Below are 26,083 nucleotides of genomic sequence, written 5' to 3' on the forward strand. Positions count from 1 at the left end.
ATGCCGGGGCCGCGCAGCGGCCCGATGCCCCGTGCCGACAACCCTTGTTTGATATAAGATAACGCCCCTCGTTTTTCCGCCTTGCCTTGCCCCGGAGTTCCCCATGACGGCCCCAGCCGAGCTCTCGCCTACCCTTCAACTGGCCTGCGACCTGATCCGTCGCCCCTCGGTCACCCCTGTCGACGCCGACTGCCAGGCGCAGATGATGAAGCGCCTGGGCGCCGTGGGCTTTCAGCTCGAACCGATGCGCATCGAGGACGTCGACAACTTCTGGGCCACCCATGGTAACCAGGACGGTCCGGTGCTGTGCTTCGCCGGCCACACCGATGTGGTCCCCACCGGCCCGGTGCAGCAGTGGCAGCATGAGCCGTTCGAGGCGCTGATCGATGCCGACGGCATGCTCTGCGGTCGCGGCGCCGCCGACATGAAGGGCAGCCTGGCCTCCATGGTGGTCGCCAGTGAGCGTTTCGTGCAGGACTACCCGAACCACCGCGGCAGGGTCGCCTTCCTGATCACCAGCGATGAAGAAGGCCCGGCCCATCACGGTACCAAGGCTGTGGTCGAGCGCCTGGTCGCGCGCAACGAGCGCCTGGACTGGTGCATCGTCGGCGAGCCGTCGAGCACTACCCTGCTCGGTGACGTGGTCAAGAACGGCCGCCGTGGCTCGCTCGGCGCCAAACTGACCGTGCGCGGCAAACAAGGCCATGTGGCCTACCCGCACCTGGCGCGCAACCCGATCCACCTGGCCGCGCCGGCGCTGGCAGAGCTGGCCGCCGAACACTGGGATGAAGGCAACGCGTTCTTCCCACCGACCAGCTTCCAGATCTCCAACCTCAACTCCGGTACCGGCGCCACCAATGTGGTACCTGGCGATCTGACCGCGCTGTTCAATTTCCGTTTCTCCACCGAGTCGACGGTCGAAGGCCTGCAAGCGCGAGTATCGGCAATCCTCGACAAGCATGAACTGGACTGGTCGATCGACTGGGCGCTTTCGGGCCTGCCATTCCTGACCGAACCCGGTGAACTGCTCGATGCCGTGTCGGCCAGCATCAAGGGCGTCACCGGCCGTGATACCCAGCCGTCCACCAGCGGTGGTACGTCCGATGGCCGGTTCATCGCCACCATGGGCACCCAGGTCGTTGAACTGGGCCCGGTCAATGCAACGATCCACCAGGTCGACGAGCGCATCCTGGCCAGCGACCTCGACCTGCTGACCGAGATCTACTACCAGACCCTGGTGCGGTTGCTCGCCTGATGCTCGCCTGCCCTATTTGCCATGCGGCCCTGACGCGGCTCGACAACGGTGTGGTGTGCCCGGCCGGCCACCGCTTCGACCGTGCCCGCCAGGGTTACCTGAACCTGCTGCCTGTGCAGCACAAGAACAGCCGTGACCCTGGCGACAATCAGGCCATGGTCGAAGCACGCCGGGATTTCCTCGATGCCGGCCATTACGCGCCCGTGGCCCGCCGCCTGGCCGAGCTGGCCACTGAGCGCCAGCCCGGTGCCTGGCTCGACATCGGCTGCGGCGAAGGCTACTACACCGCGCAGCTCGCACAGGCCCTGCCACAGGCTGACGGCTACGCCCTGGACATCTCGCGCGAAGCCGTCAAACGCGCCTGCCGCCGCGAGCCTTCGGTCACCTGGATGGTCGCCAGCATGGCCCGCGTACCCTTGGCCGATGCCAGTTGCCAGTTCATCGCCAGCGTCTTCAGCCCGCTGGACTGGGCCGAGGCCCAGCGCCTGCTGAGCCCGGGTGGCGGCCTGATGCGGGTGGGCCCGACCAGCGGCCACCTGATGGAGTTGCGCGAAGTGCTCTACGATGAAGTTCGCCCTTATGCCGACGACAAACACCTGGCCCTGGTACCGCAGGGCATGGCCCATGCCCACAGCGAAACCCTGGAGTTCAGGCTGAGCCTGGCTGCACCCAAAGCCCGCGCCGACCTGCTGGCCATGACCCCGCACGGCTGGCGCGCCAGTGCCGAGAAACGCGCGCGGGTGATCGACCAGGCCGAGCCCTTCGACGTCACGGTTTCCATGCGTTATGACTATTTCGTGCGCCAAGACTGAGCACACCCGGAGCCCTTATGCGCCAACCTGATATCGAGATCTACCTGAAGGACGCTGACGTCGACCACAAGCAGATTGCCCAATGGCTCGGCGAAGCGATCGGCCCCTGCAGCGAATGGCAGCAGAAAGGCCAGACCTTCAAATGCAAGGCCGGTAACATTCCGGTCACCTGGTTACCCAAGGCTGTAGGGAAATGGAACAGCCTTTACCTGGAAAGCGACCAGACCCCATGGGACGATGACGTCGCCTGCGCCCGCGCCGCATTCACCGCACTGGGCGTGGAAGTGCGCTGCGCGCCGGGTGGCTGGGTCGAGGAAGATGGCGAGGAAGATGCCGATCGCTGGATCCGCATCAGCGCTGACGGTGAAGAGGAAATCACCTGGCGTACCTCGTGAGCGGCAAGCTTTAAGCGGCAAGCTGCAAGAGGGTTCGCATCAGGCTGCAAGTTACACGGTCAACTTGCAGCTTGAGGCTTGAGGCTTGAGGTTTGGGACTTAGAGCCCTACCACGTCCTCGGCTTGCAGGCCTTTCTGGCCCTGCACGCAGGAGTACTCGACCCGCTGCCCTTCGACCAGGGTACGATGCCCCTCACCGCGGATCGCCCGATAATGGACGAACACATCCGCACCACCTTCGCGCTGAATGAAGCCAAAGCCCTTGGCATCGTTGAACCACTTTACATTCCCAGTCTCACGAGACGACATCTGAACTACTCCGGATTTTTATTGTGAAGATCGCCTTGTAGACACAGGGTTTCCTCCCCGTGCCGACGCCGCTTGCCGAAATATCCTGCAAGTGGCAGGCCGAGTATATGACACAGAACAAATAATTTTCATGACCGCCGCGCCCTTTGCAGGATTTTGCTGAACTTACGCCGATACGGCAGACTAACTGATTGCACACTTACTAAAAATCACACCCAGGGCACACACCCCATGACCCGTTCTCCCCTGCGCCGCCTGATCTTCGGCGCTCTGCGTCGCCTGTTGTACCTGTGGGTGCGCTCCGAGACCATCAATCAGTCCGCCATGAGCCTGCAACTCGACCGCAGCCGCCCGGTGTTCTATGCCCTGCCCTCGCCATCGCTCACCGACCTGGCCGTACTCGACCACGAGTGCACCAAGGCGGGGCTGCCGCGCCCGGTACTGCCGGTAGCTGTGGGCACACTGCACGAGCCGGCCGGTTTCTTCTACCTCACCCCCGACCCGGACTGGCTCGGCCGCCAAGACAAGCGCGGCGCGCCTCCTGCCCTTGAGCGTGTGATTGCAGCAGTCAGCAAGCATGCCGAGGAAGATGCACAGATCATCCCGGTCAGTGTGTTCTGGGGCCAGACGCCTGCAAGCGAATCGAGCCCGTGGAAATTGCTGTTCGCCGACAGCTGGGCGGTAACCGGGCGCCTGCGCCGGCTACTGACCATCCTGATACTGGGGCGCAAGACCCGCGTGCAGTTCTCGGCGCCGATCCAGGTGCGTGACCTGGTGCAGCACAACAAAGGCCATGAGCGCACCGTGCGCATGGCCCAACGCCTGATGCGCGTACACTTTCGCAACCTCAAGACTGCAGTGATCGGCCCGGACATCTCGCACCGGCGCAATCTGGTGAAAGGCCTGGTGCACGCACCACTGGTTCGCCAGGCCATCGGCGAACAAGCCCAACGGGAAAACATTCCCGTGGCCAAGGCTGAAGCACAGGCCCTGCGCTACGGCAACGAGATCGCCTCGGACTACACCTACACCGCGATCCGCTTCCTGGAAGTGGTACTCAGCTGGTTCTGGAACAAGATCTACGACGGTATCAAGGTCAACCACATCGAGCAGGTGCAAGGCATCGCGCCGGGCCACGAAGTTATCTACGTACCGTGCCATCGCAGCCACATCGACTACCTGCTGCTGTCGTACCTATTGTTCCGCAACGGCCTGACGCCACCGCACATTGCTGCCGGCATCAACCTCAACATGCCAGTGATCGGCGGCCTGCTGCGCCGCGGCGGCGCTTTCTTCATGCGCCGCACGTTCAAGGGCAACCCGCTGTACACCGCAGTGTTCAACGAATACCTGCACACCCTGTTCACCAAGGGGTTCCCGGTCGAGTACTTCGTCGAGGGCGGGCGCTCGCGCACCGGGCGCATGCTGCAACCGCGCACGGGGATGCTGGCGATCACCCTGCGCAGCTTCCTGCGCTCATCGCGCACACCGATCGTCTTCGTGCCGGTGTACATCGGCTACGAACGGGTACTGGAAGGCCGCACCTACCTGGGTGAACTGCGTGGCGCCAGCAAGAAGAAAGAGTCGATCTTCGACATATTCAAGGTCATCGGCGCGCTGAAGCAACGCTTCGGCCAGGTCTACGTCAACTTCGGCGAACCGATCCGCCTGGCAGCCTTTCTCGACCAACAGCAACCCGGCTGGCGCGAACAGGCACTTGGCCCGCAGTTCCGTCCGGCCTGGCTGAACGAGACCACCACCCGCCTGGGTGAAACCGTAGCCCGTCACCTCAACGAAGCCGCAGCGGTCAACCCGGTCAACCTGGTAGCCCTGGCACTGCTCTCCACCAGCCGCCTGGCCCTGGACGAAAGTGCCCTGACCCGGGTACTGGACCTGTACCTGGCCCTTTTGCGCAAGGTCCCCTATTCGCAGCACACCACCCTGCCCGAAGGTGACGGCCAGGCGCTGATCGAACATGTCAGGGGCATGAACCTGCTGGCGGAACAAAAAGACGCCCTTGGCCGCATTCTCTACCTGGATGAAGCCAATGCAGTGCTGATGACCTATTACCGCAACAACGTCCTGCACATCTTTGCCTTGCCGGCGTTACTGGCGAGCTTCTTCCACAGCAGCTCACGGATGAGCCGTGAACTGCTCGGGCAGTATGTACACGCGTTGTACCCGTACCTGCAGGCCGAACTGTTCCTGCGCTGGGCACCCGAGCAACTGGACGAGGTGATCGATCAGTGGCTGGCGGCACTGGTCGAACAGGGCCTGCTGCGCCGCGAAAACGATGTGTACGTGCGCCCGGCCCCCAGTTCGCGCCAGTTCGTTTTGCTGACGCTGCTGGCCCGCACCATCACCCAGACCCTGCAGCGCTTCTACATGGCCACCTCGCTGTTGCTCAACAGCGGCCAGAACACCCTCAGCGCCGAAGCACTGGAAGACCTCTGCGTGATGATGGCCCAGCGCCTGTCGATACTGCATGGCCTGAACGCCCCCGAGTTCTTTGACAAGACGCTGTTCCGCCACTTCATCCAGACCTTGGTCGAGCAAGGTGTGCTGCGCCCGGATGGCAACGGCAAACTGGGCTACCACGACAAACTTGGCGAACTCGCCGAAGGGGTGGCCAAGCGTGTGTTGTCGGCAGAGCTGCGCCTTTCGATCCGGCAGGTGGCGCTGCACCGTGAACATGCGCTGGAAGCATCGATCCTCTAAGGCATCATCAACCGGAAAAATCCGTTAAAGTCCTTGGGCTTGGCCACAAGCCAGCCCAAGGACAACGGAGAATCCATGAAAAAGCTCGTTATGCTGTGTTGCGCATCCCTGCTCGCAGCCTGTTCCAGCCACACCCCATCGCCACAGGCCAGCCTGGACGGTGAAGTCTTCTACCTGCAGCGCATTGCCCTGCCGCCCAGCGCCACCTTGAGTGTCGAACTGCAAGACGTGTCGCTGATGGACGCCCCTGCGGTGACCCTGGCCCGCCAGGCCGGCCCGGTCAAAGGCAACGTGCCACTGCCGTTCCACCTCACGTATGACCCAGCCCAGGTCAAGCCTGGCCACCGCTACGCGGTGAGCGCCCGCATCGAGCTGAACGGCAAGCTGCTGTTCATCAACACCGAGCATCATGGGGTCAAACTCGACGGCAGCGATGAGCAGCCAGTACGGATCAAAGTCGATCCGGTGCGCTGATCCCCGCCTACTTCTGTTCAAAAGGAAAGCTTCATGATTCGCTCCTCCCTGCGCTTGACCACCCTGTGCGCCGGCCTGCTGCTGTCGGCCAGCGCGCTGGCCCTGTCACTTGGCGACCTGAGCCAGAAAGACGCCACCGGCGGCCTGAAGGATGCCCTGACCCAAGGGGCGCAGCTCGCCGTCAAGCAACTGAGCACCCCAGGCGGGTTCAGCAATAACCCCGACGTACGCATCGAGTTGCCAGGCAACCTCGGCAAAGCCGCCAAAGCCATGAAGATGTTTGGCAAAGGTGATGAGGTTACCGCCCTGGAAGACAGCATGAACAAGGCCGCTGAAGCGGCGGTGCCGCAGGCCCAGGCGATCCTGGTGGACGCGGTGAAGAACATGAGTGTGACCGACGCCAAGGGCATTCTCAGCGGCGGTGACGACTCGGCCACCCAGTACCTGAACAAGAGCAGCCGGGAGCAGATCCGCGCCAAGTTCCTGCCCATCGTCAAGGCGGCGACCGACAAGGTTGGCGTGGTTCAACAATACAACAGCTTTGCCGGCCAGGCGTCAGCCCTGGGCCTGGGCGATGCCAAGAGTGCCAACGTCGAGAGCTATGTGACCGAAAAAGCCCTCGACGGCCTGTTTGAAATGATCGCCAAACAAGAACAGAGCATTCGTCAGAACCCTGCACAGGCGGCTACCAGCCTGGCCAAGAAGGTATTTGGCGCCCTGTGACCCGCGAAGGGAGGGCGACGCCCTCCCCCGCAGCCTTCAGCCCTTCTTCACCCTGAACCACGCCGCATACAATGCCGGCAGGAACAACAGGGTCAGCGCCGTGGCAACGATCAACCCGCCCATGATCGCCACCGCCATCGGCCCATAGAACACGCTTCTGGACAACGGAATCATCGCCAGCACCGCCGCCAGTGCGGTCAGCACGATCGGCCTGAAGCGTCGCACGGTAGCCTCGATGATCGCCTGCCAACGGTCCAGCCCCGAGGCGATATCCTGCTCGATCTGATCCACCAGGATCACCGAGTTGCGCATGATCATCCCCGCCAGGGCAATGGTGCCAAGCATGGCGACGAAGCCGAACGGCTGGCGGAACACCAACAGGAACAAGGTCACGCCGATCAGCCCCAGTGGCGCCGTGAGGAACACCATCACCGTGCGCGAGAAGCTGCGCAGCTGGATCATCAGCAAGCTGAGCACCACTACGATGAACAACGGCATACCGGCGTTCACCGACTTCTGCCCACGCTCGGAGTCCTCGACTGTGCCGCCCACTTCCAGCAGGTAGCCATCAGGCAGCTTGTCCTTGACCTCCTGCAAGGTCGGGGCAATCTGCCTGACCAGGGTCGCCGGCTGCTGCTTGTCATAGATGTCGGCGCGTACGGTCACCGTCGGCAAGCGGTTACGGTGCCAGATGATGCCTTCCTCGAAGCCATAGTCCAGGGTCGCTACCTGCGATAGCGCAACGCTCTGGCCGTTGTCGGTGGGCAACGCCAGGCTGCCAAGGTTGCCCAGCTCGCCACGTTCTTTCTGCGTGCCGCGCAAAAGAATCTCGATCAGCTCGTTGTCCTCCCGGTACTGGCTCACCGTGGTACCGGTGAGCGAGCTTCGCAGGAAGCTCGACAGGTGCGCGGTGCTTACGCCAAGTGCGCGCGCACGGTCCTGGTCGATCGCCAGGAACACCGCCTTGCTCGGCTCTTCCCAGTCAAGGTGCACGTTCACCACATGCGGGTTCTCGCGCACCTTGTCCGCGACTTCGCGGGCCAGGGCGCGCACCTTCTCGATATGCTCGCCCGTGACCCGGAACTGCACCGGGTAGCCCACGGGCGGGCCGTTTTCCAGGCGGGTGACACGGGCACGCAGGTCAGGGAATTGCTGGTCCACAGTGTTGATCAGCCAACTGCGCAAGCGCTCGCGCTCCTCCATGGACGTGGCCAGCACGACGAACTGGGCAAAACTGGCGGCGGGCAGTTGCTGGTCCAATGGCAGATAGAAACGCGGCGACCCCGTGCCCACGTAGGCCACATAGTTGTCGATGCCATCCTGCTGCTTGAGCAGGGCCTCCAGTTGCTTGACCCGCTCGGTGGTATTGCCCAGCGACGCACCCTCGGCCAGTTTCAGGTCGACCATCAGCTCTGGGCGGCCGGACGCCGGGAAGAACTGCTGCGGCACGAAGCGGAACAACGCAATGCTGCCGACAAAGGCTGCGATAGTCAGCAGGATGACCGTCTTGCGCCTCCGCACGCACCACTCCACCACACGTCGCACACGCTGGTAGAAAGGTGTGGCATAGGGGTCTGGCGCATGCCCACTACCGTCATGACGGGCGGCATGCAGCTTGGCCAGGTCCGGCAGCAACCGTTCACCCAGGTAAGGTACGAACACCACGGCCACCACCCATGAGGTGATCAGCGCGATGGTCACCACCTGGAAGATCGAGCGGGTGTACTCACCCGTACTCGACGCTGCCGTGGCAATCGGCAGGAAGCCGGCAGCGGTAATCAGCGTACCGGTCAGCATCGGGAAGGCCGTACTGGTCCAGGCGTAACTGGCAGCCTTGAACCGATCGAAGCCCTGCTCCATCTTGATCGCCATCATTTCCACGGCAATGATCGCGTCGTCCACCAGCAGGCCCAAGGCCAATACCAGCGCGCCCAGCGAGATCTTGTGCAGGCCGATGCCGAAATAGTGCATGGCGGCAAACGTCATCGCCAGTACCAGGGGTATCGCCAGGGCCACCACCAGACCGGTACGCAGGCCAAGTGAGAAGAAGCTCACCAACAGCACGATGACCAGCGCCTCGACCAGCACCTGGACGAACTCACCCACGCCCGCCTTGACCGCCGCCGGCTGGTCGGAGACCTTGCGCAGCTGCATGCCGGCCGGCAGGTTGCGCGCCAAGCGCTCGAACTCACCTTCCAGTGCCTTGCCCAGCACCAGGATGTCGCCGCCATCTTTCATCGACACGGCCAGGCCGATCGCGTCTTCGCCCATGAAGCGCATGCGCGGCGCAGGCGGGTCATTGAAGCCACGGTAGACCTCGGCGACATCGCCGATACGGAAGGTACGGTCCCCTACCCGAATGGGAAACTGACGAATCTGCTCGACACTGTCGAACTGCCCGCTGACGCGCAGTTGCAAGCGCTCGCTAGGGGTTTCGAAAAAGCCGGCGGTACTCACCGCGTTCTGCTCCCGCAGCGCTTGCTGCACGGCCTCCAGCGGCACGCCCAGGGTGGCCAGCTTGAGGTTGGACAGCTCGATCCAGATTTTTTCGTCCTGCAGGCCGATCAGTTCGACCTTGCCCACGTCCTTGACCCGTTGCAGCTGGATCTGGATGCGGTCGGCGTAGTCCTTCAGTACCGCATAGTCGAAGCCGGTGCCGGTGAGCGCATAAATGTTGCCGAAGGTGGTGCCGAACTCATCATTGAAGAACGGCCCCTGGATTTCCGGGGGCAGGGTGTGGCGGATATCCGCGACCTTCTTGCGGATCTGGTACCACAGCTCGGGGATGTCCTTGGAATGCAGCGAGTCCCGGGCCATGAAGGTCACCTGCGATTCGCCGGGGCGCGAGAACGAGACGATTTTCTCGTACTCGCCGGTTTCCATCAGCTTCTTCTCGATGCGCTCGGTGACCTGGCGCGACACTTCCTCGGCCGTGGCCCCCGGCCACAGGGTACGGATGACCATGGCCTTGAAGGTAAAGGGTGGATCCTCGCTCTGCCCCAGCTTGGTGTAGGACATGGCGCCAATGGCAGCCAGCAGGATCATCAGGAACAGTACGATCTGGCGATTGCGCAGCGCCCAGGCGGAAAGGTTGAAACCCATCGGGACTTACTCCTTGGCCGTCAGGTTCACCACACGGTTGGTACGGTCCACCGGCCGCACCTCCTGCCCTTCGCGCAGCACGTGGCCGCCGGCGGCAACCACCCAGTCGCCAGGGTTCAGGCCTTCAAGTACGGGGACAGTATCACTGCCATAAGGCCCCAGGCGCACGGCGGCACGCTCCAGTCGACGGTCCTGGTTGACTCGCCAGACGTACGCCTGGCCGTTTTCAGCGGTAATCGCCGAGAGAGGTACAGCCAGCGGGATCAGCCCGTCATGGGCGATGAATACCCGTGCGCTCTGCCCAAGATCGGCGGGCACCTTGGCCGAGTTGAACGCGATGCGTGCGGCGAAGGTACGGGAACGGGGGTCGGCTGCGGGCGACAGCTCACGGATACGGCCCTGGAAGCGCTCATTGCGCCGCGACCACAGCTCGACACTGACCTGCTGGCCAACGGCGAAGCGGGCGAACTGCTGCTCCGGCAGGCCGATGACGACTTCGCGTTCACCGTCGGCCGCCAGCGTGAACACCGTCTGCCCGGCAGCCACCACCTGGCCGACCTCGACCTGACGCTTGGCGATCACGCCGGCCTGGGGCGCACGCAACACGGCGTAACCGGCCTGGTTGCCAGCCACGTCGAACTCGGCTTTGGCCTGCTTGAGGCGCGCGAGCCCGGCCCGGTAGAGATTTTCGGCATTGTCGTACAGAGAGTGGCTGACCATCTGCCGATCCAGCAGCTTGCGGTAGCGGTCACGCTCGGCGCGCACCAGCGCCAGGTTGGCCTCGGCGGCCGCCAATTGGGCGCGGTTGGCCTCGAGTTGCAGGCGCACGTCCTGGGGGTCGAGCTCTGCCAGTGGCTGATCGGCCTGGACCCGCTGCCCCTCCTCGACCAGGCGTTTGCTGACCTTGCCAGCGATGCGGAACGCCAGCTCCGGCTCGAAACGCGCTCGCACCTCGCCAGGGTAGCTGTCGGCTGAGGCTTGGGCCGGTTGCGGCTGGACCACCAGCGCCGGGCGCGGAGCAGTGGGCGGGGCGGCTTCCTGCCCGCAGGCCGCCAGCAACAAGGCGGCAGCGGCAGGCAGAGCGAGGCACAAGGCATGACGCAACATGATGAATCCTTTCGCGACGAGCGCATCGAATATTTATACTGTCGAGTATATTAAATCAGGGAACCGAAGCCGGGAAGCCAGCGTCGGAAAGAAAATCAACGTTAACGATGGGCCATTCCCTGAAGCCGGAAGGCAACCGAGCCGGTAAGATGGGGGCCCCTTCAACCAGACACGGATTCCAATGCCCAACGACGCACCCATCGGCCCAGGTCGCCCCAAGGACCTGGCCAAGCGCGAGGCGATCCTCGAAGCGGCCAAGACGCTGTTCCTCAGCCTCGGCTATGCCAACACCAGCATGGATGCGGTCGCTGCGGCGGCAGGTGTTTCAAAACTCACGGTCTATAGCCACTTCAACGATAAACAGACGCTGTTTGGCTCTGCGGTCATGGCTACCTGCCAGAATCAGCTACCCGACCTGATGTTCGAGTACCCCGAGGGCGCGGCCGTCGAACAGGTGTTGCTGAACATTGCCCGGGGCTTCCAGGCGTTGATCAGCAGTGATGAGGCGGTCAAGTTGAGCCGCCTGATCATGGCCCAGGGCAGTCAGGACCCAAGCTTTGGCGAGTTCTTTTACGAAGCCGGGCCGAAACGGGTGCTGGCGGGCATGGAAGGGCTGTTGCGTGGAGTCGCCGAGCGCGGCCTGTTGCGCATCGACAACCCGTTGCACGCGGCCGAGCACTTCTTCTGCCTGGTCAAAGGAGCGCCCGATTACCGGTTGCTGCTGGGGTGTGCAGGGCCATTGGAGGGAGATGAGGCCGAGGCGCATGTGCGCGAGGTGGTGGGGGTGTTCTTGCGGGCGTTCCAACTCTAAACAAATCCGCCAGAGCCTGTTTAACCAACATGACTACCTGGCATTTTTGTCAGTAGTCAACCATGCAATTCTTCAGCAAGCTCGTATTGAATCTGCGAATATGAGCTCGCCCCATGACAGCGCCAAAACTGAAGATTTTTTACAAAGGCAATAAGCTTTCGACGTTATATACAAGCAGTGTTCACCAGACAGTGCTCAGCGCCAATGACCAGAACCTATGCGAAACGACAGGCCTGCCTTCGCAAACAAGCCTCTTGGCCACTGATGCACAAGAGTCAACAGTCAACATTCTCTCAGAAAGCCAGACGACCATCGCCTACGCTCCCTACGGTAATGACAGTCGCCCGTCTGCCAGCCCATTGTTATCTCGATTCACAGGCCAGAGCTGGTTGCCCTCTGCCATAGGCTACATGCTGGGTAATGGTCACCGCCTTTTCAATCCAGGACTGATGCGCTTTCACAGTGCAGATAGCTTGTCGCCATTTGAAAGGGGGGGGATCAATGCTTACGCTTACTGCATGAATGATCCTATTAACAGATCGGATCCTAGCGGCATGTTTTCGATAGTAAAATTCATGACCGGAGGATACAGCGCAAATAAAATCTCTCGTCGCCTGAATCAGCAAAACCCCAACCTCACACGCCGAGAATACAAAATACTTGAAAAACGCATTGCGAGCCAAAAAGTGAAAGGGATGAAGGAGACAAAAGCCCACCAGAGCGAATTTGGAAAAAAAGGTGAGCAAAGAATCCTCAACGCCACCCTCCAAGAAGCCATATTAATGAGTCTTACCCCTGTAACAATCAAGGGCAAAACTCGATACGTCCGCCCGGCAAACCACAGGGAGTCAATCGCCTCGATAAACTCAACATCCTGGGAAGATATAGAAAACAGGTTTGAAAAAATCAAAGCTGCAAGCAGGAGCGACGTTGCCCCTACCTCAGCTACTCTCTCCAGCATGCCAGGTCAGCCGTCGAATACGTGGCCGCGAATCAGGCCAGCATCGCAAAATTTCCTTGATTTCACCGGTAATTACATCGACAAGGAAGTAGATAGACTCCGCAATATCGTGAGTTAGCCTTGAGGCAAGACTCACAAGATGGTTTCGCAGTTGCGATCAAACTTTTAACGTCTTCTTCGGATAAATGTCATACCGGCTCGACTTGCCTTCCAGGCTATGACTCGGCTTCGGCCCGTCGATGATCGGTGCTTTGCGCGGCCGCTTCACCACCACCCGGTGGCTGGCCAGCGCCAGCGCGGCTTCGAGCAAAGCCGGGGCATCCAGGTCATCGCCGACCAATGGCCGGAATACGCGCATTTCCTTTTTCACCAGGGCGCTCTTGTCCCGGTGCGGGAACATGGGGTCAAGGTAGATCACCTGCGGCGCCTCCCCTTCCCAGCTGCGCATACGCTCGATGGCGTTGCCTGTCAGCAGCCGCATGCGGCCGACGATAGGCCCTACCTCGTCATCCGACCGGGCTCGCGTCAGGCCGTCTTCCAGCAAGGCGGCTATCAGCGGCTGGCGCTCGATCAGGGTCATCTGGCAACCCAGGCTGGCCAGCACGAACGCGTCCTTGCCCAAACCCGCCGTGGCATCTAGCACTTGTGGCCGCACGCCTTGGGCGATGCCCACGGCCTTGGCGATCATCTGCCCGTTGCCACCGCCAAACTGGCGCCGATGCGCTGCCTGGCCTTCGACGAAGTCTACCCGCACTGGCCCGGGTGCCTGCGGGCCCAACTGCTGGATCTGCAAGCCATCGGCGCCCACCTGCACAGCGAAACCGGCGGCATCGTCCTGCAGCGGCAGGCCCAGGCGCTCGGCCCATGCCGTAGCCTGTTGCGCATATTCAGCCGACATCGCTTCGACTCTGATACCCGTGCCTTGCTCTTCCATCATCCACACCTGAAAATTCGAACCAAGCCCTTAATGAATCGGCACCATCGGCCGATACAGGCAATATCCCGCTATTCTGCCAGAGCACAACGCGCACGACTGCCATGACAGATACTCTTCCCATCGGCTTGACCTACCTGTCGCCCGTCGGCAACTACGGTCGGCAGAATACCCAGGCACTGGGGGGCGTCAGTCACCTGTGGCAGGATTTCTTTGCCCGCGCCATGGCCGAGCAGCAAGGGGATGAGGCAGACAGCACCCATCAGGCGCTGGCGCAGTACGACAAAATCAGCGGCGAGCCGATTGGCGGGGCCAGGGCCCTGGCCCTGATCGATGCCCAACGCGCCTGCCCCGTGCACGACACCATCGTTGCACCACCCGAGCCTCTGTTCCTGCCCAAGGCTGAGCTGGAAGCCAACCTGCTGGAGCCAGCGCCGGAGCCATTCAGCGCCGCCGAGATGATTCAGCAGCAGCGCCAACTGGACATCAGCAACAGTTGGCTGCGCCCAGTGGTCATGAGCCAGGGTCAGCCGCTTGCCGAGCCAGGCCCTGCGCCCTCCCCGCGCCCGTTGCACCTGCCTATCGCCGAGTTCGAGACGGGCCTGCTCGACCCCGCGCCGGAGCCATTCGACGCAGCGACCATGGCCAAGCAGCAGAACGATCTGGAATTCGACATCCACTGGGCGCGCCCGGTAGTGCTGAACAACGTTCGCATCCACGCCTGAGCTTAACGGCAGATCTGCCACAGCCCCATGTCCAGGTGAAAGTGATTGCGGTGGGCGGCATTGTATTCCGGCCCCAGCACCGTACTGAAGCTCTTACAGGCCGCTTGCTGCACTTGCCGCAGGAATGCCGCCTTTTGCCCGCCTGCCTGCCAGTCCCGCGCCAGCACGATCCGCTGCCCGTCCTGCAGGCGAAAGCCGCTGATATCCAGCGCATTGGCCGTGGCATGCTGACTGAGCCGGCCCTGCTTGCGGTTATAGACGTTGCGGCAGGAGAAGCTGCCCAGATGATCGACCTGCGCCACCGGCTGGCCAAACACCTGCTGCGCTGCAGGTTGCAAGCCATGCTTTTCGAACAGCGCATAGGCCACCGCCAACGGGCAACTGGCCAGGAAGCTGCTACTCAACCGCGCCTGGCCTTGTTCTATACGCCAGACGTTTTGCAACGGGCAATTGGCCGATGCCGGGCTATCGGCCTGCGCCCGATAGCGCAGGCTCGTGGTCGCCAACGCTTGGCGGCACAACTGCGGATCATCACGCAGACGCGAAAGCTTATAGGGCGTCAGCAGGTTCGGCGGCTGACGAACGTCCAGTGCTGCCCACGGATCCCAGGCCTGCGGCAGGCGCCAACCCCACTGCCATAAAAGGCCTGCTACCAGCAGCAGCCCGCACAGCAGCACCAATGCGCGCACCGCGCTTCAGCGCCGGAACAGGTCGTTGAGCTGGGCGAACGGCAACGCCTGCTCACCATAGCTGAACGTACCCTGGTCACGAACTTCCAATGCCGCGCGCTGAAACGCACCGAGCGCCGCACGGGCCAGCGAAGAGCCCACGCTGATGCGGCGTACGCCCAAGTCCTGCAACTGATTGACGCTCAATGGCACACCCGCCAGCCCCATCAGCACATTGACAGGTTTCGGCTCCACCGCCTGTACCACCGCGCGGATCTCTTCGACAGTGCGCAAACCCGGCGCATAGAGCACGTCGGCGCCCGCTTCGGCATAAGCCTGCAGACGCAGGATGGTGTCATCCAGGTCCATTCGCCCGTGCAGCAGGTTTTCCGCGCGGGCGCAGAGCATGAAGGGAAATGGCAGGCTGCGCGCTGCCTGCACTGCAGCCCTCACCCGCTCTACGGCCAGGCCCAGGTCATAGATCGGCGCGTCGCTGCGCCCACTGGCATCTTCGATCGAGCCGCCGACCAACCCTGCTTCAGCGGCACGCAGGATGGCGTGGGCACAGTCTTCAGGCAGGTCACCAAAACCATTTTCCAGGTCGGCGGCAACGGGCAAGGCAGTGGCATCGACGATCATCCCGGCGTTGTCGAGTGTCTCGTCCAGGCTCAGCGCCGCTTCGGCATCCGCTCGCCCAAGGCTGAAGGCAAGGCCTGCACTGGTGGTAGCCAGCGCCTCGAAGCCGAGGCTTGCCAGGAGCTTGGCGGAGCCGGCATCCCACGGGTTGGGGATGACGAACGCGCCATCGCGCTCGTGCAGGGCTTTGAAGGCTTCGGCACGCAGGGTTTGTACATCCATGATCACAACCTCCGGCTGGTCGGTAAGGGTCAAAGTAGCCCCAGTTGTTCGACCTCAGGGGCGCGTGGCAATTCCGGCAAAGCTGCCAACCCCGGCAAGCGCGCCATCAGCCGCTGATGAAAACGCTGAGCCAACGCGGCGGCCAGGCGGTTGTCCGAGGTGTGCAGGAAGATGTACGGGCTACGGCCTTCCTCGATCCAGCTGGCGACCTTTTCAACCCACGGCGAAAGGAACGCTTCATTGGCGTCGAGCTCGGGATGGCCGATAAAACGGACCTGGGGGTGCTGGCTGAAAGCTGCGGGGCGCGGCGCAACCCTGGGCTTCTTGGCTTGCGCGTCGAGCACGGCGGCCTCACGCGAGGTACAGCTGAACAATGCACGCGAGTCCAGGCAGATACGTTCAACACCGCGCTCGTGCAGCAAACGGTTGAGCAGGCGCTCCTCCTCACCCTTGGTGAAAAAAGCCTGGTTACGCACTTCCACCGCCACAAGCACGCCGATTTCATCGAGAAAATGCCCCAGCTCAGCCAGGCGAGCCGGGCCGAACTGAGCCGGCAATTGCAACCAGTACGGAGACACCCGCTGGCCAAGGGGCGCCATCAGCCGGGTGAAGTCCAGTGCGGCTTCCAGCCGCTCGCGCAGGTCGCCTTCATGGCTGACATCACGGGGGAACTTGGCAGTAAAACGAAAGTGCCCAGGCATGACCTGCGCCCACCGCTCGACAGTGCTCGGCGCCGGGCGGGCATAGAAGGTGGTGTTGCCCTCGACTGCATTCAGCACCTGGCTGTAAAGGCCAAGAAAATCGCCGGTGCGGGCGTCAGCGGGATACAGGTAGTCGCGCCAGGCGCTTTCGCTCCATGACGGGCAACCCAGGAAATAAGGCAGGTGGGATGAACTCATCCCTCAAATGTACAGGTCCAGCCCCAGCACTTCCATGTCCCAATCGGTAAAACCGGCAGTACTGAGGTAACTGGCCAGCGCAGTGGCCGTGCGGCGGTCACGGGCACGTGGGAAAACCATGTCTTGCTGGCGGGCCGGCAAGCCACCGGGACGGCGGCGCGGCGCCGCTTCCGGAGCAGCGTCGCCCTCTTCGACGAGCTCGGCATCGTCGATGCTCTCATCGCGCACCGCCGCTTTGCGCGGCGCGCGCTTTACCGGATAGGACTGCGGTGAGAAACCGTCGATACGCATGATGAGCACTCAGGACCAATGATGGCAATTTAGCAGCATCAGGGCTCCATCGCTAATGCTCTAGTGATAACTGGACCACAGTTTGCGACAAAGGTTTTATCGACAGCCGCGATAACCGACGAACAGCCGTCAGCGGGCTTTGGGCGTAGCTACGTTATCGCGCAGGTAAACCGGTTGCGCCTGATCGGCAACGATTGCCTCGCCGCGCGCCCAGGCGAAGCTGGCCAAGCTGAGGATGTCCAGCGCATTGGGCAGCGCCGCAGGGTTGCTGGCACTGGCCTGCACGGCCAGACGCTCGGCGTAGCCCCAGCCGGTGCCGGCCCCGTACCAATCGCCGCTGCTGCCATCAGGCAACGCCACGCGCTCCGGTGGCAGCACCGCTTCCAGGCCTTGCAGGCGCATTTCGCCCTCCACCGCCTTGTAGCAACCCCAGTACACCTCGTCCATGCGTGCATCGATGGCAGCCGCTACCTGCTGCGCGCCATGCTCGCGCAACGCACCCTGGGCCAGCGCGGCCAGGTTGGACACTGGCAGTACCGGGCGCTCCAGGGCGAAAGCCAGGCCTTGCACCACGCCGATGGCGATGCGCACGCCGGTGAAGGCGCCGGGGCCACGGCCGAAGGCAATGGCATCGAGGGCATTGAGCGCCACGCCGGAGTCGCCCAGCAGCTGCTTGATCATCGGCAGCAGCTTCTGCGCATGCATGCGCGGGATCACCTCGTAATGGCTGGTTACCTTGCCATCATGCAGCAGCGCGACGGAACAGGCTTCGGTGGCGGTATCCAGGGCCAGCAGGGTGGTCATCGAACGGGTATCCAGGAACAAGTGAAAAGAGCGGCAGTATAAACGACAACGGCCCGCAAGCGGGCCGTCGTGACGCACGGTGATGAATCAGCTCAGGGCTGCCAGCACTTTGGCGGTGATTGCATCTACCGAACCCACGCCTTCGATGTGGCTGTACTTCGGCTTGCCAGCGTTGGCGGCCGACAGCTTCTGGTAGAAGTCCACCAGCGGCTTGGTCTGGGTGTGGTAGACCGACAGGCGATGACGCACGGTTTCTTCCTTGTCGTCGTCGCGCTGAATCAGGTCTTCGCCAGTAACGTCGTCCTTGCCTTCCACTTTCGGCGGGTTGTACTGAATGTGGTAGGTACGGCCCGAGGCCAGGTGCACGCGGCGGCCCGCCATGCGGCCGACAATCTCTTCGTCGTCGACGGCGATCTCGACCACTGCATCGATGTCGACACCGGCAGCGACCATGGCTTCAGCCTGCGGAATGGTGCGTGGGAAACCGTCGAACAGGCAGCCGTTGGCGCAGTCTGGCTGGGCGATGCGCTCCTTGACCAGGCTGATGATCAGCTCGTCGGAGACCAGCTGGCCGGCATCCATGACTTTCTTGAGCTCCAGGCCCAGCGGGGTACCGGCCTTGACGGCAGCACGCAGCATGTCACCGGTGGAGATCTGTGGGATACCGAACTTCTCGGTGATGAATTTTGCCTGAGTACCTTTACCGGCCCCGGGAGCTCCCAGCAGAATTACGCGCATCTCGTGCTCCTCAAATTTTTTTATGAAATTCAATGGATTCGGCAACCAGGGCCAAGTCCGGAAAATCGGGTATGACCATAAATCGGTCAGAAGGCTGCTCAAGATACACAGCGCCCGTCAGCCAGACAAGCTTCCCAAAGTTGCAGGAATGGGCCATCTGTAGCCAAGGCTGCAGGCGGTTGCGCCCAGCGCAACCACCTTCCCTGCCCTGGTTTGGCCCGCAGGGCGGCCTTGCGCGCGGGCAGCCAGCCGTGGCCTCAGCCTGTGTTGCGCAGGCCTGCGGCAATCCCTGCCACTGTCACCAGCAGGGCCTGCTCCAGCGGGCTGTCCAGAGCGGCTTCACGGCTGCGTGAGCGCGCCAGCAGCTCGGCCTGAAGCTGATGCAGCGGGTCCAGGTAGGTGTTGCGCAGGCTGATGAATTCCAGCGTTTCCGGGCTGTGCGCCAGTAGCACCTGCTGCCCGGTCAGGCCCAATACCACCTGACAGGACTGCGACAATAGGTCGCGCAGATGTGCACCTAAAGGAAGCAACTGCGGTTGCACCAGACGTTCGTCGTAGGCCTCGGCAATCTGCGCATCAGCTTTGGCCAGGACCATCTCCAGCATGTCGATGCGGGTACGGAAGAACGGCCACTGCTCACGCATCTGCGCCAGCAACTCACCCTGCCCCCGTGCCAGTGCATTGCTCAGCGCGCTCTCCCACCCCAACCAGGCCGGCAGCATCAGGCGCGTCTGGGTCCAGCCGAAGATCCATGGAATGGCACGCAGGCTTTCGATGCCACCGGCACGACGCTTGGCCGGGCGGCTGCCCAGCGGCAGGCGCCCCAGCTCCTGCTCGGGTGTGGACTGGCGGAAATACTCGACGAAATCCGGGTTCTCCCGCACCACGCGGCGGTAAGCCTTGACGCCATCGGCGGCCAGTTGGTCCATCAAGGCGCGCCAGGCCGGCTCAGGGGGTGGCGGCGGCAGCAAGGTCGCTTCCAGCACCGCCGCCAGGTACAGGTTGAGGTTCTGCTCGGCGATACCTGGCAAACCAAACTTAAAGCGGATCATCTCGCCTTGCTCGGTGGTGCGAAACCGCCCTGCCACTGACCCCGGTGGTTGCGAGAGGATCGCCGCGTGGGCCGGGCCACCACCGCGGCCGACAGTGCCGCCACGGCCATGGAACAGCAGCAGTTCGACCTGATGCTCACGGCAGATGCGTACCAGATTTTCCTGCGCCCGATATTGGGCCCAGGCCGCGGCGGTGGTCCCGGCATCCTTGGCCGAATCGGAGTAGCCGATCATCACTTCCTGCGGCCCGCGCAAGCCCGCACGATAGCCTGGCAGGCCGAGCAGCCGCTCCATCACAGGGCCCGCGCTGTCCAGATCGGCCAGGGTTTCGAACAGCGGCACCACGCGCATCGGCCTGGTCAGGCCGGCTTCCTTGAGCAGCAACTGCACAGCCAGTACGTCCGATGCAGCGCCCGCCATGGAGATGACATACGAACCGAGCGATGCGCCCGGCGCCGCAGCGATCTCGCGACAGGTGGCAAGCACTTCGGCAGTGTCCGCCTGGGGCATGAAGTGAGCCGGCAGCAATGGCCGGCGGTTTTTCAATTCGGCCTGCAGGAACGCGATACGCTTGTCTTCATCCCAGTGCGCATAGCTGCCCATGCCCAGATAATCGGTGATCTCCGACAGCGCGTCACGGTGTCGGGCGGCATCCTGGCGCACGTCCAGGCGCCCCAGAAACAGGCCAAAAGTCACCGCACGGCGCAGACTGTCGAGCAATGGCCCATCGGCAATCACGCCCATGCCACATTCGTGCAGGGACTGGTAGCACAGCTCCAGCGGCGCGATCAGGTCACGGTTTTCCACCAGCACATCGGCACTGGCCGGCTGGGTAGCGGTGAGCGACGCATGGGCCCAGGCGCGCGTCGCCCGCAAGCGGTCACGCAATTGCTTGAGCACGGCGCGGTAGGGCTCGGGGGTGTCCCCTACCCGCTCGCGCACAGCGCTGTTGGCATGCTGCATGGACAACTCTGCCGCCAGCGCGTCGACATCGCGCAAAAACAGGTCGGCCGCCATCCAGCGTGCCAGCAGCAACACTTCGCGGGTCACTGCGGCGGTCACGTTGGGGTTGCCATCACGATCGCCGCCCATCCACGAGGCAAAGCGCACAGGTGCCGCTTCCAGCGGCAGGCGCAGGCCAGTGGCGTCGAACAGCGCCTTGTCCACCTTGCGCAGGTGGCTGGGGATGGCATGCCACAGGGAATGCTCGATCACCGCGAAGCCCCATTTGGCTTCGTCTACAGGCGTTGGCCGGGTGCGCCGGATTTCTTCTGTGTGCCAGGCCTCAGCGATCAACCGGCGCAGGCGCTCGCGCACTTGCTGGCGCTCGACCGGGGTCAAATCACGATGGTCTTGCACGGCCAACTGGCCGGCAATGGCATCGTACTTCTGGATCAATGTGCGGCGTGCCACTTCGGTGGGATGCGCGGTGAGCACCAGCTGGATATCGAGCTTGGCCAATTGCCTGGCCAAGGCATCGTCCTTGTGCCCGGCCTGCTTCAGACGCGCCAGCAGCTCAGGCAGCACCCGCGCCTCAAAAGGCTCAGGCTGCTCGGCATCACGGCGCCGGATCAACTGGTACTGCTCGGCCATGTTGGCCAGGTTGAGGAACTGGTTGAAGGCACGTGCCACCGGCAACAAGTCTTCTTCAGCCAGGTTCGCCAAGGTAGAACTCAGCTGTTCGCCAGCGCTGCGCCGGTCCGCCTTGGCGCTATGGCGAATGTCCTCGATTTTCTGCAGGAACGCGTCACCGTGCTGCTGGCGAATGGTTTCGCCAAGCAACTCCCCCAACACATGGACATCTTCACGCAAGCGCACATCGATATCAGTCATTGGCCCTCTCTTCGGCGCGGCTCGCCCGCGCTCTGCTCAGGAAACAGCACTGGCCCAAGAGTGCCCACAGCGGGGCCGCCATGGCAAGCCACGACCGGTAAAGCAAACTAAAGTAAAAGTGCAGCAGTCCGATGCAATGCAGCCCTTCCGAGGCGTTTACAGAGGTCATCATGAAAATCCGCGAACTCGCCCAGCACTGGGAACAGAACGCCGCAGGCACCCTGAGCCCGACCGGCCATACCTTGCACCTGGACCTGGAGTCGGAGGCGCGCCTGGCGGCGCTCATCGACATGTACCCCAAGCGCACCGCCGAGGAACTGCTCGGTGAGCTGGTCGCAGCCGCGCTCGAGGAGCTTGAAGCCAGCTTCCCCTACGTGCAGGGCAACAAGGTCATTTCCACCGATGAAGAAGGCGATCCGCTGTACGAAGACATAGGCTCTACACCGCGCTTTCTGGCGCTTTCAAGGCGCCATCTGCACACCCTCAGCAACCCCGGCGACGGCAGCGGAAACTGACGCGCCTGCCTCCCGTTCCGGGCTGCCCTCCAGCCCGGAATACCGCTTCTGACAGTGGAAGTTCCGCTCACACACCACTGACCGATCAGTCAGAAATAGTTGGCATTTTTTTCTGAACTATTCAAAAAACGACCCAGTCACAGCCAATAGCCATCACGCTAAAACCCTGCACACTGTCGTCGTGCACCGTTGAGCTGAAGCACACGGCGATGCCAGGGATTGAGCGATGGGATGGACTGCTACGGACATCGTCGTTATCAGGAGTGATCCAATGGAGCTGACCACCATGAAGACCCGCACTTCGAAACTTTCCTCCACTCATGTGCGCGGGTTCAAGCTGGCCGCGCTGGCCCTGGGCAGTAGCCTGGTCCTGGCCGGCTGTGCGGGCAACCCGCCCACCGAGCAGTATGCCGTCACCCAGTCCGCCGTGAACTCCGCCGTCAGCGCTGGCGGTACCGAGTTCGCCGCCGTTGAAATGAAAGCGGCGCAGGACAAGTTCAAGCAGGCCGAAATCGCCATGCACGACAAGAACTACGAGGACGCCAAGCGTCTGGCCGAGCAGGCCGAATGGGACGCTCGCCTCGCCGAACGCAAGGCCCAGGCGGCCAAGGCCCAGAAGGCCGTGCAGGACGCCCGCCAGGGCGTTCAGGACGTACGTCAGGAAGGCCTGCGTAGCGCTCAGTGAGCGCCGCCCAGCCTGCCTTAGCCTTCGCACTCGATCAAAGGATGAACACTATGCGCAAACACGTCATGATTCCCGCCCTGCTGGCCCTGAGCGTCGGTCTCGCTGCCTGCTCGCACGACCCGAACGCCAACCTGGAGTCGGCCCGCACCAACTTCTCGTCGCTGCAGAGCGACCCGCAGGCGAGCAAAATCGCAGCCCTTGAAACCAAGGACGCACAAGACTGGCTGAACAAGGCCGACAAGGCCTACATGGAGCGTGAGGACAGCAAGAAAGTCGACCAGTTGGCCTACCTGACCAACCAGCGCGTTGAAGTGGCCAAGCAGACCATTGCCCTGCGCTCGGCCGAAAACGAGCTGAAAAACGCCTCGGCGCAACGTGCCCAGGCCAAGCTCGATGCCCGTGACGCGCAGATCGCCAAGCTTCAGGACAGCCTGAACGCCAAGCAGACCGACCGCGGTACGCTGGTGACCTTCGGCGATGTACTGTTCGACTTCAACAAGGCCGAACTCAAAAGCAGCGCCTTGCCCAACGTGACCAAGCTGGCCCAGTTCCTCCAGGAAAACCCTGAGCGCAAGGTCATCGTAGAGGGCTACACCGACAGCGTCGGTTCGGCCAACTACAACCAGACCCTGTCCGAGCGTCGCGCCGGTGCCGTGCGCATGGCGCTGGTACGTGCAGGCGTAGACCCTGCGCGCATCGTCGCTCAAGGCTACGGCAAGGAATACCCGGTTGCTGACAACAGCAGCAACTCGGGCCGTGCGCAAAACCGCCGGGTGGAGGTGACCATCTCCAACGACAACCAGCCCGTAGCGCCGCGTTCGGTGAGCCAGGTGCAGTAAGGCTCACAAGTCGATATAAGAACCCCGCCTTCATGGCGGGGTTCTTCTTTTTCATCGTTGGTTCGAGCGGGTCATTGCACTTGTTGCGGGGTCTGCTCACCCATGCAACGCACCGCACGCTTGCGGTTGTCGACCAGTACCCCGGTAAGGCCCTTTTGCGCTGTGTCGAACAGCACCAGCACACCGTCCACACACTGCGCCACCTGCGGCGCTGGGTCGAGGGAAACCTTGTAGTCCTCACCAGGCACGGTCTTGAGCATGGTGAAATCCTGCAGCAACAACGCATCCTCCGGCTTGGCGAAATGCAGGTAGCCGTAATACCACAGAGCCCCCACCGTCACGATGATGCTGCCGACACCGGTCAGGATCAGCGGGATGGCGTTGCGTTCTTCACTCATTGCTTGTTCTTCTCGTCAGGGTAGTTGGGCACTTCGGCCAGCCGCCGCAGGCCGTTGAAATGGCGGGGGTCATCAAGAAAACGCAGCATCACCTGGCGCCAGACCGGGTCGGCAAAGGTCTGTACATGGCCGCCGCGGGTCAGTTGCAGCACCCGTGGTGGCGGTGCGTGCTGGTACAGGCGAATGCCGTTGTTCATCGGTACCAGGTTGTCGTCGATGCTATGGAAGAACAGCTTGGGTGGGCTGCTCAGGCGCTCGACCGAACGGATCGCGCTGTCACCATCGGGTACCAGCCAGGACAACGGCACCTGCAAGGGCCAGGTCAACCACGATGTGCTCAGCGCAAAGCGCCCGACATCGCGGTAACTGGCCGGCACGCCATCGAACACCAGTGCGCTGAAGCGCAGGCATTGCTCGGGGTGGGCTGCCAGGTAGTGGATGGCCATTGCCCCGCCCAGGCTCTGCCCCAGCAATACCAGGGGTTTGCCCTTGACCTCGGGGGCCTGGTCGAGCCATGCCATGGCCGCTGCGATGTCATTGTAGACCTGTGGCAAGCCGGGCTTGCCCTGGGACAGGCCATAGCCCCGGTAATCGATCATCAGCACCTGATAGCCCTGCTCCGGCAGCCAGTAGCTACCGCCCAGGTGCCCAGCCAGATTGCCGCCATTGCCGTGCAAGTGCAGCACCGTGCCCTTGACCTCGACACCCGCCTTGGCCGGCAGCCACCAGCCATGCAGGCGGACGCCGTCGGCGGTGGTCAGGGTGACATCGCGGTACTGCAGCTTGGCACGCTCGGGCGTGAACGGCTGGCCCGGTTCCGGGTAGAACAACAGGCTGCTGCACCCGCCCAGGCCCAACAGCGCCAAACCCAGGACCAGGCAGCGGCAGCGCTCAAAGAATGTTCGCGTAGTCGGCTTCAATGCGATCAAGGCTCAGGTGGTTGAGGAAGTTGGAGAAGCACATCCAGGCCGACAGCGCATTGAGGTCGCGAAACTGCTCCGGCAGGTACTTGGGCGGTTCCACCAGGCCTTCTTCGACCAGCTGACGCAAGGTACGCATGTCTTCGAGGGTAGTCTTGCCGCAGAACAGCAGCGGAATCTGCTCGAGTTTGCCCTTTCTCACGGCCAACTGAATGTAGTTGTAAACCATGATGAAACCCTTGAGGTAGGACAAATCCTTGGTAAATGGCAGACCATTGGGCACCGAGCCGCGGAACACCCGGCTTGCATTGCTGTAGCTCTGCGCCATTTCAAAGCCCTGGGCGCGGAAAAACTCGAACACCTGGAGGAAATCGGCGCCCTCCTCGACCATATGGATGGCGCGCGTGCGGTTGGTGAGCTTGCGCAGACGGCTGGGGTAAGAGGCAAAGGCGATCACCTCCATGAGAATCGCCAAACCCTCCTGAGTCACCGTCGACGAAGGCGGGCCCTTCGACAGGAAGGTGCAGATCGGCTGGTTGAGGCCGTTGAGCGTGGTGCCCACATGCACCAGCCCCTCGTGCACTTCCAGCGCGCGCACATCACGGCTGTTGAACATGGCGTCAGCGCGCACCTTGATGTAGTCGGCCCCTGCCGCCGCGTCGGCGACGATGCCGTCGGACTCGAACACCCGGATGGTTTCCTCGGCCTCGCCGAACACCTTGTTCAGGCGGCGCTGGAGGATGTCCACGGCCTCCTTGGCAGTCAGGTTTTTCGGCTCGTCCTTGAGGTCACCACGGCCGTCGATGTTGTTCAGGTAATCGGAAAGCATCAGGCCGAGATCGGCCAGCGTCGGGTCGCCAGCGTGGAAAGCATCGGACGCCGCGCCATAGAGTTCCTGGGAGATCAGGCCGAAATCCTCGGTGCCGCGTGCTTCGAGCATGCGCACCACCATGCGGTACTCCTTGCACATGCGCCGCATGATCTGCCCCACCGGGTTGAACTGCCCCAATTGCCGGGTGATGTCGCGCTCGATGCTCTGGAACTCGGCCTTGACCGCACTTGAGTCGAACGACAGCGGCCGCGACTGGTAATAGGCGCGGTCCACTGCAGGCGGCTCTTTGCCCTTGGCCTTCAGAAAGCCCTGGCGGATGTTGTCATCCCACTTGACCGCATCGAGCACACGGATCGGGGTTTGCGCGGTGACGATGCGATCGGACAGTGCGCGTATGGTCTGCTGGTACTCGTCCACCGGGAACT

General features: G+C 62.6%; 26 protein-coding genes. 12 read left to right on the top strand and 14 right to left on the bottom strand.

The window, feature by feature from the left end:
- Positions 1-103: 103 nt before the first annotated feature.
- Genes dapE through JOE27_RS10965 form a run of 3 tightly spaced genes read left to right on the top strand, consistent with a single transcriptional unit; the run spans position 104 to position 2,462 of the window.
- On the top strand, positions 104-1,255 hold the full coding sequence (gene dapE / locus JOE27_RS10955; protein ID WP_119687674.1) for a succinyl-diaminopimelate desuccinylase: 1,152 nt from the start codon (positions 104-106) through the stop codon (positions 1,253-1,255).
- Positions 1,255-2,067: a putative RNA methyltransferase gene (locus JOE27_RS10960; protein ID WP_196996937.1), complete on the top strand. Its 813-nt coding sequence runs from the start codon at positions 1,255-1,257 to the stop codon at positions 2,065-2,067. Before dapE ends, JOE27_RS10960 begins: the two co-directional genes overlap by 1 nt.
- A 17-nt stretch (positions 2,068-2,084) precedes the next feature.
- On the top strand, positions 2,085-2,462 hold the full coding sequence (locus tag JOE27_RS10965) for a hypothetical protein (RefSeq protein WP_012315913.1): 378 nt from the start codon (positions 2,085-2,087) through the stop codon (positions 2,460-2,462).
- A gap of 99 nt (positions 2,463-2,561) precedes the next feature.
- Here JOE27_RS10965 and JOE27_RS10970 read toward each other — a convergent pair whose 3' ends face one another.
- Complete coding sequence (locus JOE27_RS10970) at positions 2,562-2,771, bottom strand: cold-shock protein (RefSeq protein ID WP_012315914.1); 210 nt, start codon at positions 2,769-2,771, stop codon at positions 2,562-2,564.
- Positions 2,772-3,002: 231 nt separating this feature from the next.
- Here JOE27_RS10970 and plsB point away from each other — a divergent pair, with 231 nt between their 5' ends.
- From plsB to JOE27_RS10985, 3 genes are all read left to right on the top strand, one after another.
- Positions 3,003-5,489 (top strand): glycerol-3-phosphate 1-O-acyltransferase PlsB, encoded by a 2,487-nt coding sequence (gene plsB / locus JOE27_RS10975; RefSeq protein ID WP_204918740.1) that lies wholly within the window; start codon positions 3,003-3,005, stop codon positions 5,487-5,489.
- Positions 5,490-5,564: 75 nt separating this feature from the next.
- Positions 5,565-5,963 (top strand): YbaY family lipoprotein, encoded by a 399-nt coding sequence (locus JOE27_RS10980; RefSeq protein WP_046784329.1) that lies wholly within the window; start codon positions 5,565-5,567, stop codon positions 5,961-5,963.
- Between the two features lie 33 nt (positions 5,964-5,996).
- Positions 5,997-6,686 carry a DUF4197 domain-containing protein gene (locus JOE27_RS10985; protein ID WP_046784330.1) on the top strand — a complete coding sequence of 230 codons (690 nt, stop codon included), beginning with the start codon at positions 5,997-5,999 and terminating at the stop codon, positions 6,684-6,686.
- 36 nt (positions 6,687-6,722) lie between these two features.
- On the opposite strand, the gene JOE27_RS10990 is transcribed toward JOE27_RS10985, so the two are convergent.
- Both JOE27_RS10990 and JOE27_RS10995 read right to left on the bottom strand, forming a co-directional pair.
- Entirely contained in the window at positions 6,723-9,788 is a 3,066-nt protein-coding gene (locus JOE27_RS10990; protein WP_174142365.1) for an efflux RND transporter permease subunit, read from the bottom strand.
- Between the two features lie 6 nt (positions 9,789-9,794).
- The gene (locus JOE27_RS10995; RefSeq protein WP_012315919.1) at positions 9,795-10,895 is read right to left on the bottom strand and encodes an efflux RND transporter periplasmic adaptor subunit; all 1,101 of its coding nucleotides are present in this window, start codon (positions 10,893-10,895) and stop codon (positions 9,795-9,797) included.
- A 181-nt stretch (positions 10,896-11,076) separates the two neighbouring features.
- Between JOE27_RS10995 and JOE27_RS11000 the strand changes: the two genes are divergently transcribed.
- Both JOE27_RS11000 and JOE27_RS11005 read left to right on the top strand, forming a co-directional pair.
- Positions 11,077-11,706, top strand: coding sequence for a TetR/AcrR family transcriptional regulator (locus tag JOE27_RS11000; RefSeq protein ID WP_046784333.1), 630 nt, complete (start codon positions 11,077-11,079; stop codon positions 11,704-11,706).
- Between the two features lie 113 nt (positions 11,707-11,819).
- Positions 11,820-12,785 (top strand): RHS repeat-associated core domain-containing protein, encoded by a 966-nt coding sequence (locus JOE27_RS11005; RefSeq protein ID WP_204918742.1) that lies wholly within the window; start codon positions 11,820-11,822, stop codon positions 12,783-12,785.
- A gap of 39 nt (positions 12,786-12,824) precedes the next feature.
- On the opposite strand, the gene JOE27_RS11010 is transcribed toward JOE27_RS11005, so the two are convergent.
- On the bottom strand, positions 12,825-13,601 hold the full coding sequence (locus JOE27_RS11010) for a class I SAM-dependent methyltransferase (protein ID WP_204918745.1): 777 nt from the start codon (positions 13,599-13,601) through the stop codon (positions 12,825-12,827).
- A gap of 104 nt (positions 13,602-13,705) precedes the next feature.
- Between JOE27_RS11010 and JOE27_RS11015 the strand changes: the two genes are divergently transcribed.
- Positions 13,706-14,326, top strand: coding sequence for a hypothetical protein (locus JOE27_RS11015; RefSeq protein WP_046784335.1), 621 nt, complete (start codon positions 13,706-13,708; stop codon positions 14,324-14,326).
- Positions 14,327-14,328: 2 nt separating this feature from the next.
- Here the strand turns inward: JOE27_RS11015 and JOE27_RS11020 are convergent, their stop codons facing one another.
- The 7 genes from JOE27_RS11020 to ppc form a co-directional block, all read right to left on the bottom strand.
- The gene (locus JOE27_RS11020) at positions 14,329-15,015 is read right to left on the bottom strand and encodes an extensin family protein (protein WP_204918747.1); all 687 of its coding nucleotides are present in this window, start codon (positions 15,013-15,015) and stop codon (positions 14,329-14,331) included.
- A gap of 6 nt (positions 15,016-15,021) precedes the next feature.
- Complete coding sequence (locus JOE27_RS11025; protein ID WP_204918749.1) at positions 15,022-15,852, bottom strand: isocitrate lyase/phosphoenolpyruvate mutase family protein; 831 nt, start codon at positions 15,850-15,852, stop codon at positions 15,022-15,024.
- 29 nt (positions 15,853-15,881) lie between these two features.
- Complete coding sequence (locus JOE27_RS11030) at positions 15,882-16,751, bottom strand: DUF72 domain-containing protein (protein WP_204918751.1); 870 nt, start codon at positions 16,749-16,751, stop codon at positions 15,882-15,884.
- A 3-nt stretch (positions 16,752-16,754) separates the two neighbouring features.
- On the bottom strand, positions 16,755-17,042 hold the full coding sequence (locus JOE27_RS11035) for a hypothetical protein (RefSeq protein ID WP_046784339.1): 288 nt from the start codon (positions 17,040-17,042) through the stop codon (positions 16,755-16,757).
- 129 nt (positions 17,043-17,171) lie between these two features.
- Positions 17,172-17,846 carry a tRNA (adenosine(37)-N6)-threonylcarbamoyltransferase complex dimerization subunit type 1 TsaB gene (gene tsaB / locus JOE27_RS11040; RefSeq protein ID WP_046784340.1) on the bottom strand — a complete coding sequence of 225 codons (675 nt, stop codon included), beginning with the start codon at positions 17,844-17,846 and terminating at the stop codon, positions 17,172-17,174.
- 87 nt (positions 17,847-17,933) lie between these two features.
- Complete coding sequence (gene adk, locus JOE27_RS11045; protein ID WP_012270800.1) at positions 17,934-18,584, bottom strand: adenylate kinase; 651 nt, start codon at positions 18,582-18,584, stop codon at positions 17,934-17,936.
- Between the two features lie 257 nt (positions 18,585-18,841).
- Positions 18,842-21,469, bottom strand: a complete 2,628-nt coding sequence (ppc, locus tag JOE27_RS11050) for a phosphoenolpyruvate carboxylase (RefSeq protein WP_204918754.1) — start codon at positions 21,467-21,469, stop codon at positions 18,842-18,844.
- A 170-nt stretch (positions 21,470-21,639) separates the two neighbouring features.
- Between ppc and JOE27_RS11055 the strand changes: the two genes are divergently transcribed.
- From JOE27_RS11055 to JOE27_RS11065, 3 genes are all read left to right on the top strand, one after another.
- Positions 21,640-21,984, top strand: coding sequence for a pilin assembly protein (locus JOE27_RS11055; protein WP_115274018.1), 345 nt, complete (start codon positions 21,640-21,642; stop codon positions 21,982-21,984).
- Positions 21,985-22,255: 271 nt separating this feature from the next.
- Entirely contained in the window at positions 22,256-22,669 is a 414-nt protein-coding gene (locus JOE27_RS11060; protein WP_012315930.1) for a DUF4398 domain-containing protein, read from the top strand.
- Positions 22,670-22,719: 50 nt separating this feature from the next.
- Positions 22,720-23,508, top strand: coding sequence for an OmpA family protein (locus tag JOE27_RS11065; protein WP_115274017.1), 789 nt, complete (start codon positions 22,720-22,722; stop codon positions 23,506-23,508).
- Between the two features lie 71 nt (positions 23,509-23,579).
- On the opposite strand, the gene JOE27_RS11070 is transcribed toward JOE27_RS11065, so the two are convergent.
- From JOE27_RS11070 to JOE27_RS11080, 3 genes are read right to left on the bottom strand one after another with little or no spacing between them, the layout of a single operon-like run.
- Positions 23,580-23,906 (bottom strand): hypothetical protein, encoded by a 327-nt coding sequence (locus JOE27_RS11070; protein WP_012315932.1) that lies wholly within the window; start codon positions 23,904-23,906, stop codon positions 23,580-23,582.
- Positions 23,903-24,826, bottom strand: a complete 924-nt coding sequence (locus JOE27_RS11075; protein ID WP_046784344.1) for an alpha/beta hydrolase — start codon at positions 24,824-24,826, stop codon at positions 23,903-23,905. The genes JOE27_RS11070 and JOE27_RS11075 overlap by 4 nt, the downstream gene beginning before the upstream one ends.
- The gene (locus JOE27_RS11080) at positions 24,798-26,075 is read right to left on the bottom strand and encodes a flavohemoglobin expression-modulating QEGLA motif protein (RefSeq protein WP_039602209.1); all 1,278 of its coding nucleotides are present in this window, start codon (positions 26,073-26,075) and stop codon (positions 24,798-24,800) included. Before JOE27_RS11080 ends, JOE27_RS11075 begins: the two co-directional genes overlap by 29 nt.
- Positions 26,076-26,083: the final 8 nt, after the last annotated feature.

This window comes from Pseudomonas sp. M5 (genome assembly GCF_016907075.1).
Lineage (GTDB): Bacteria > Pseudomonadota > Gammaproteobacteria > Pseudomonadales > Pseudomonadaceae > Aquipseudomonas > Aquipseudomonas putida_E.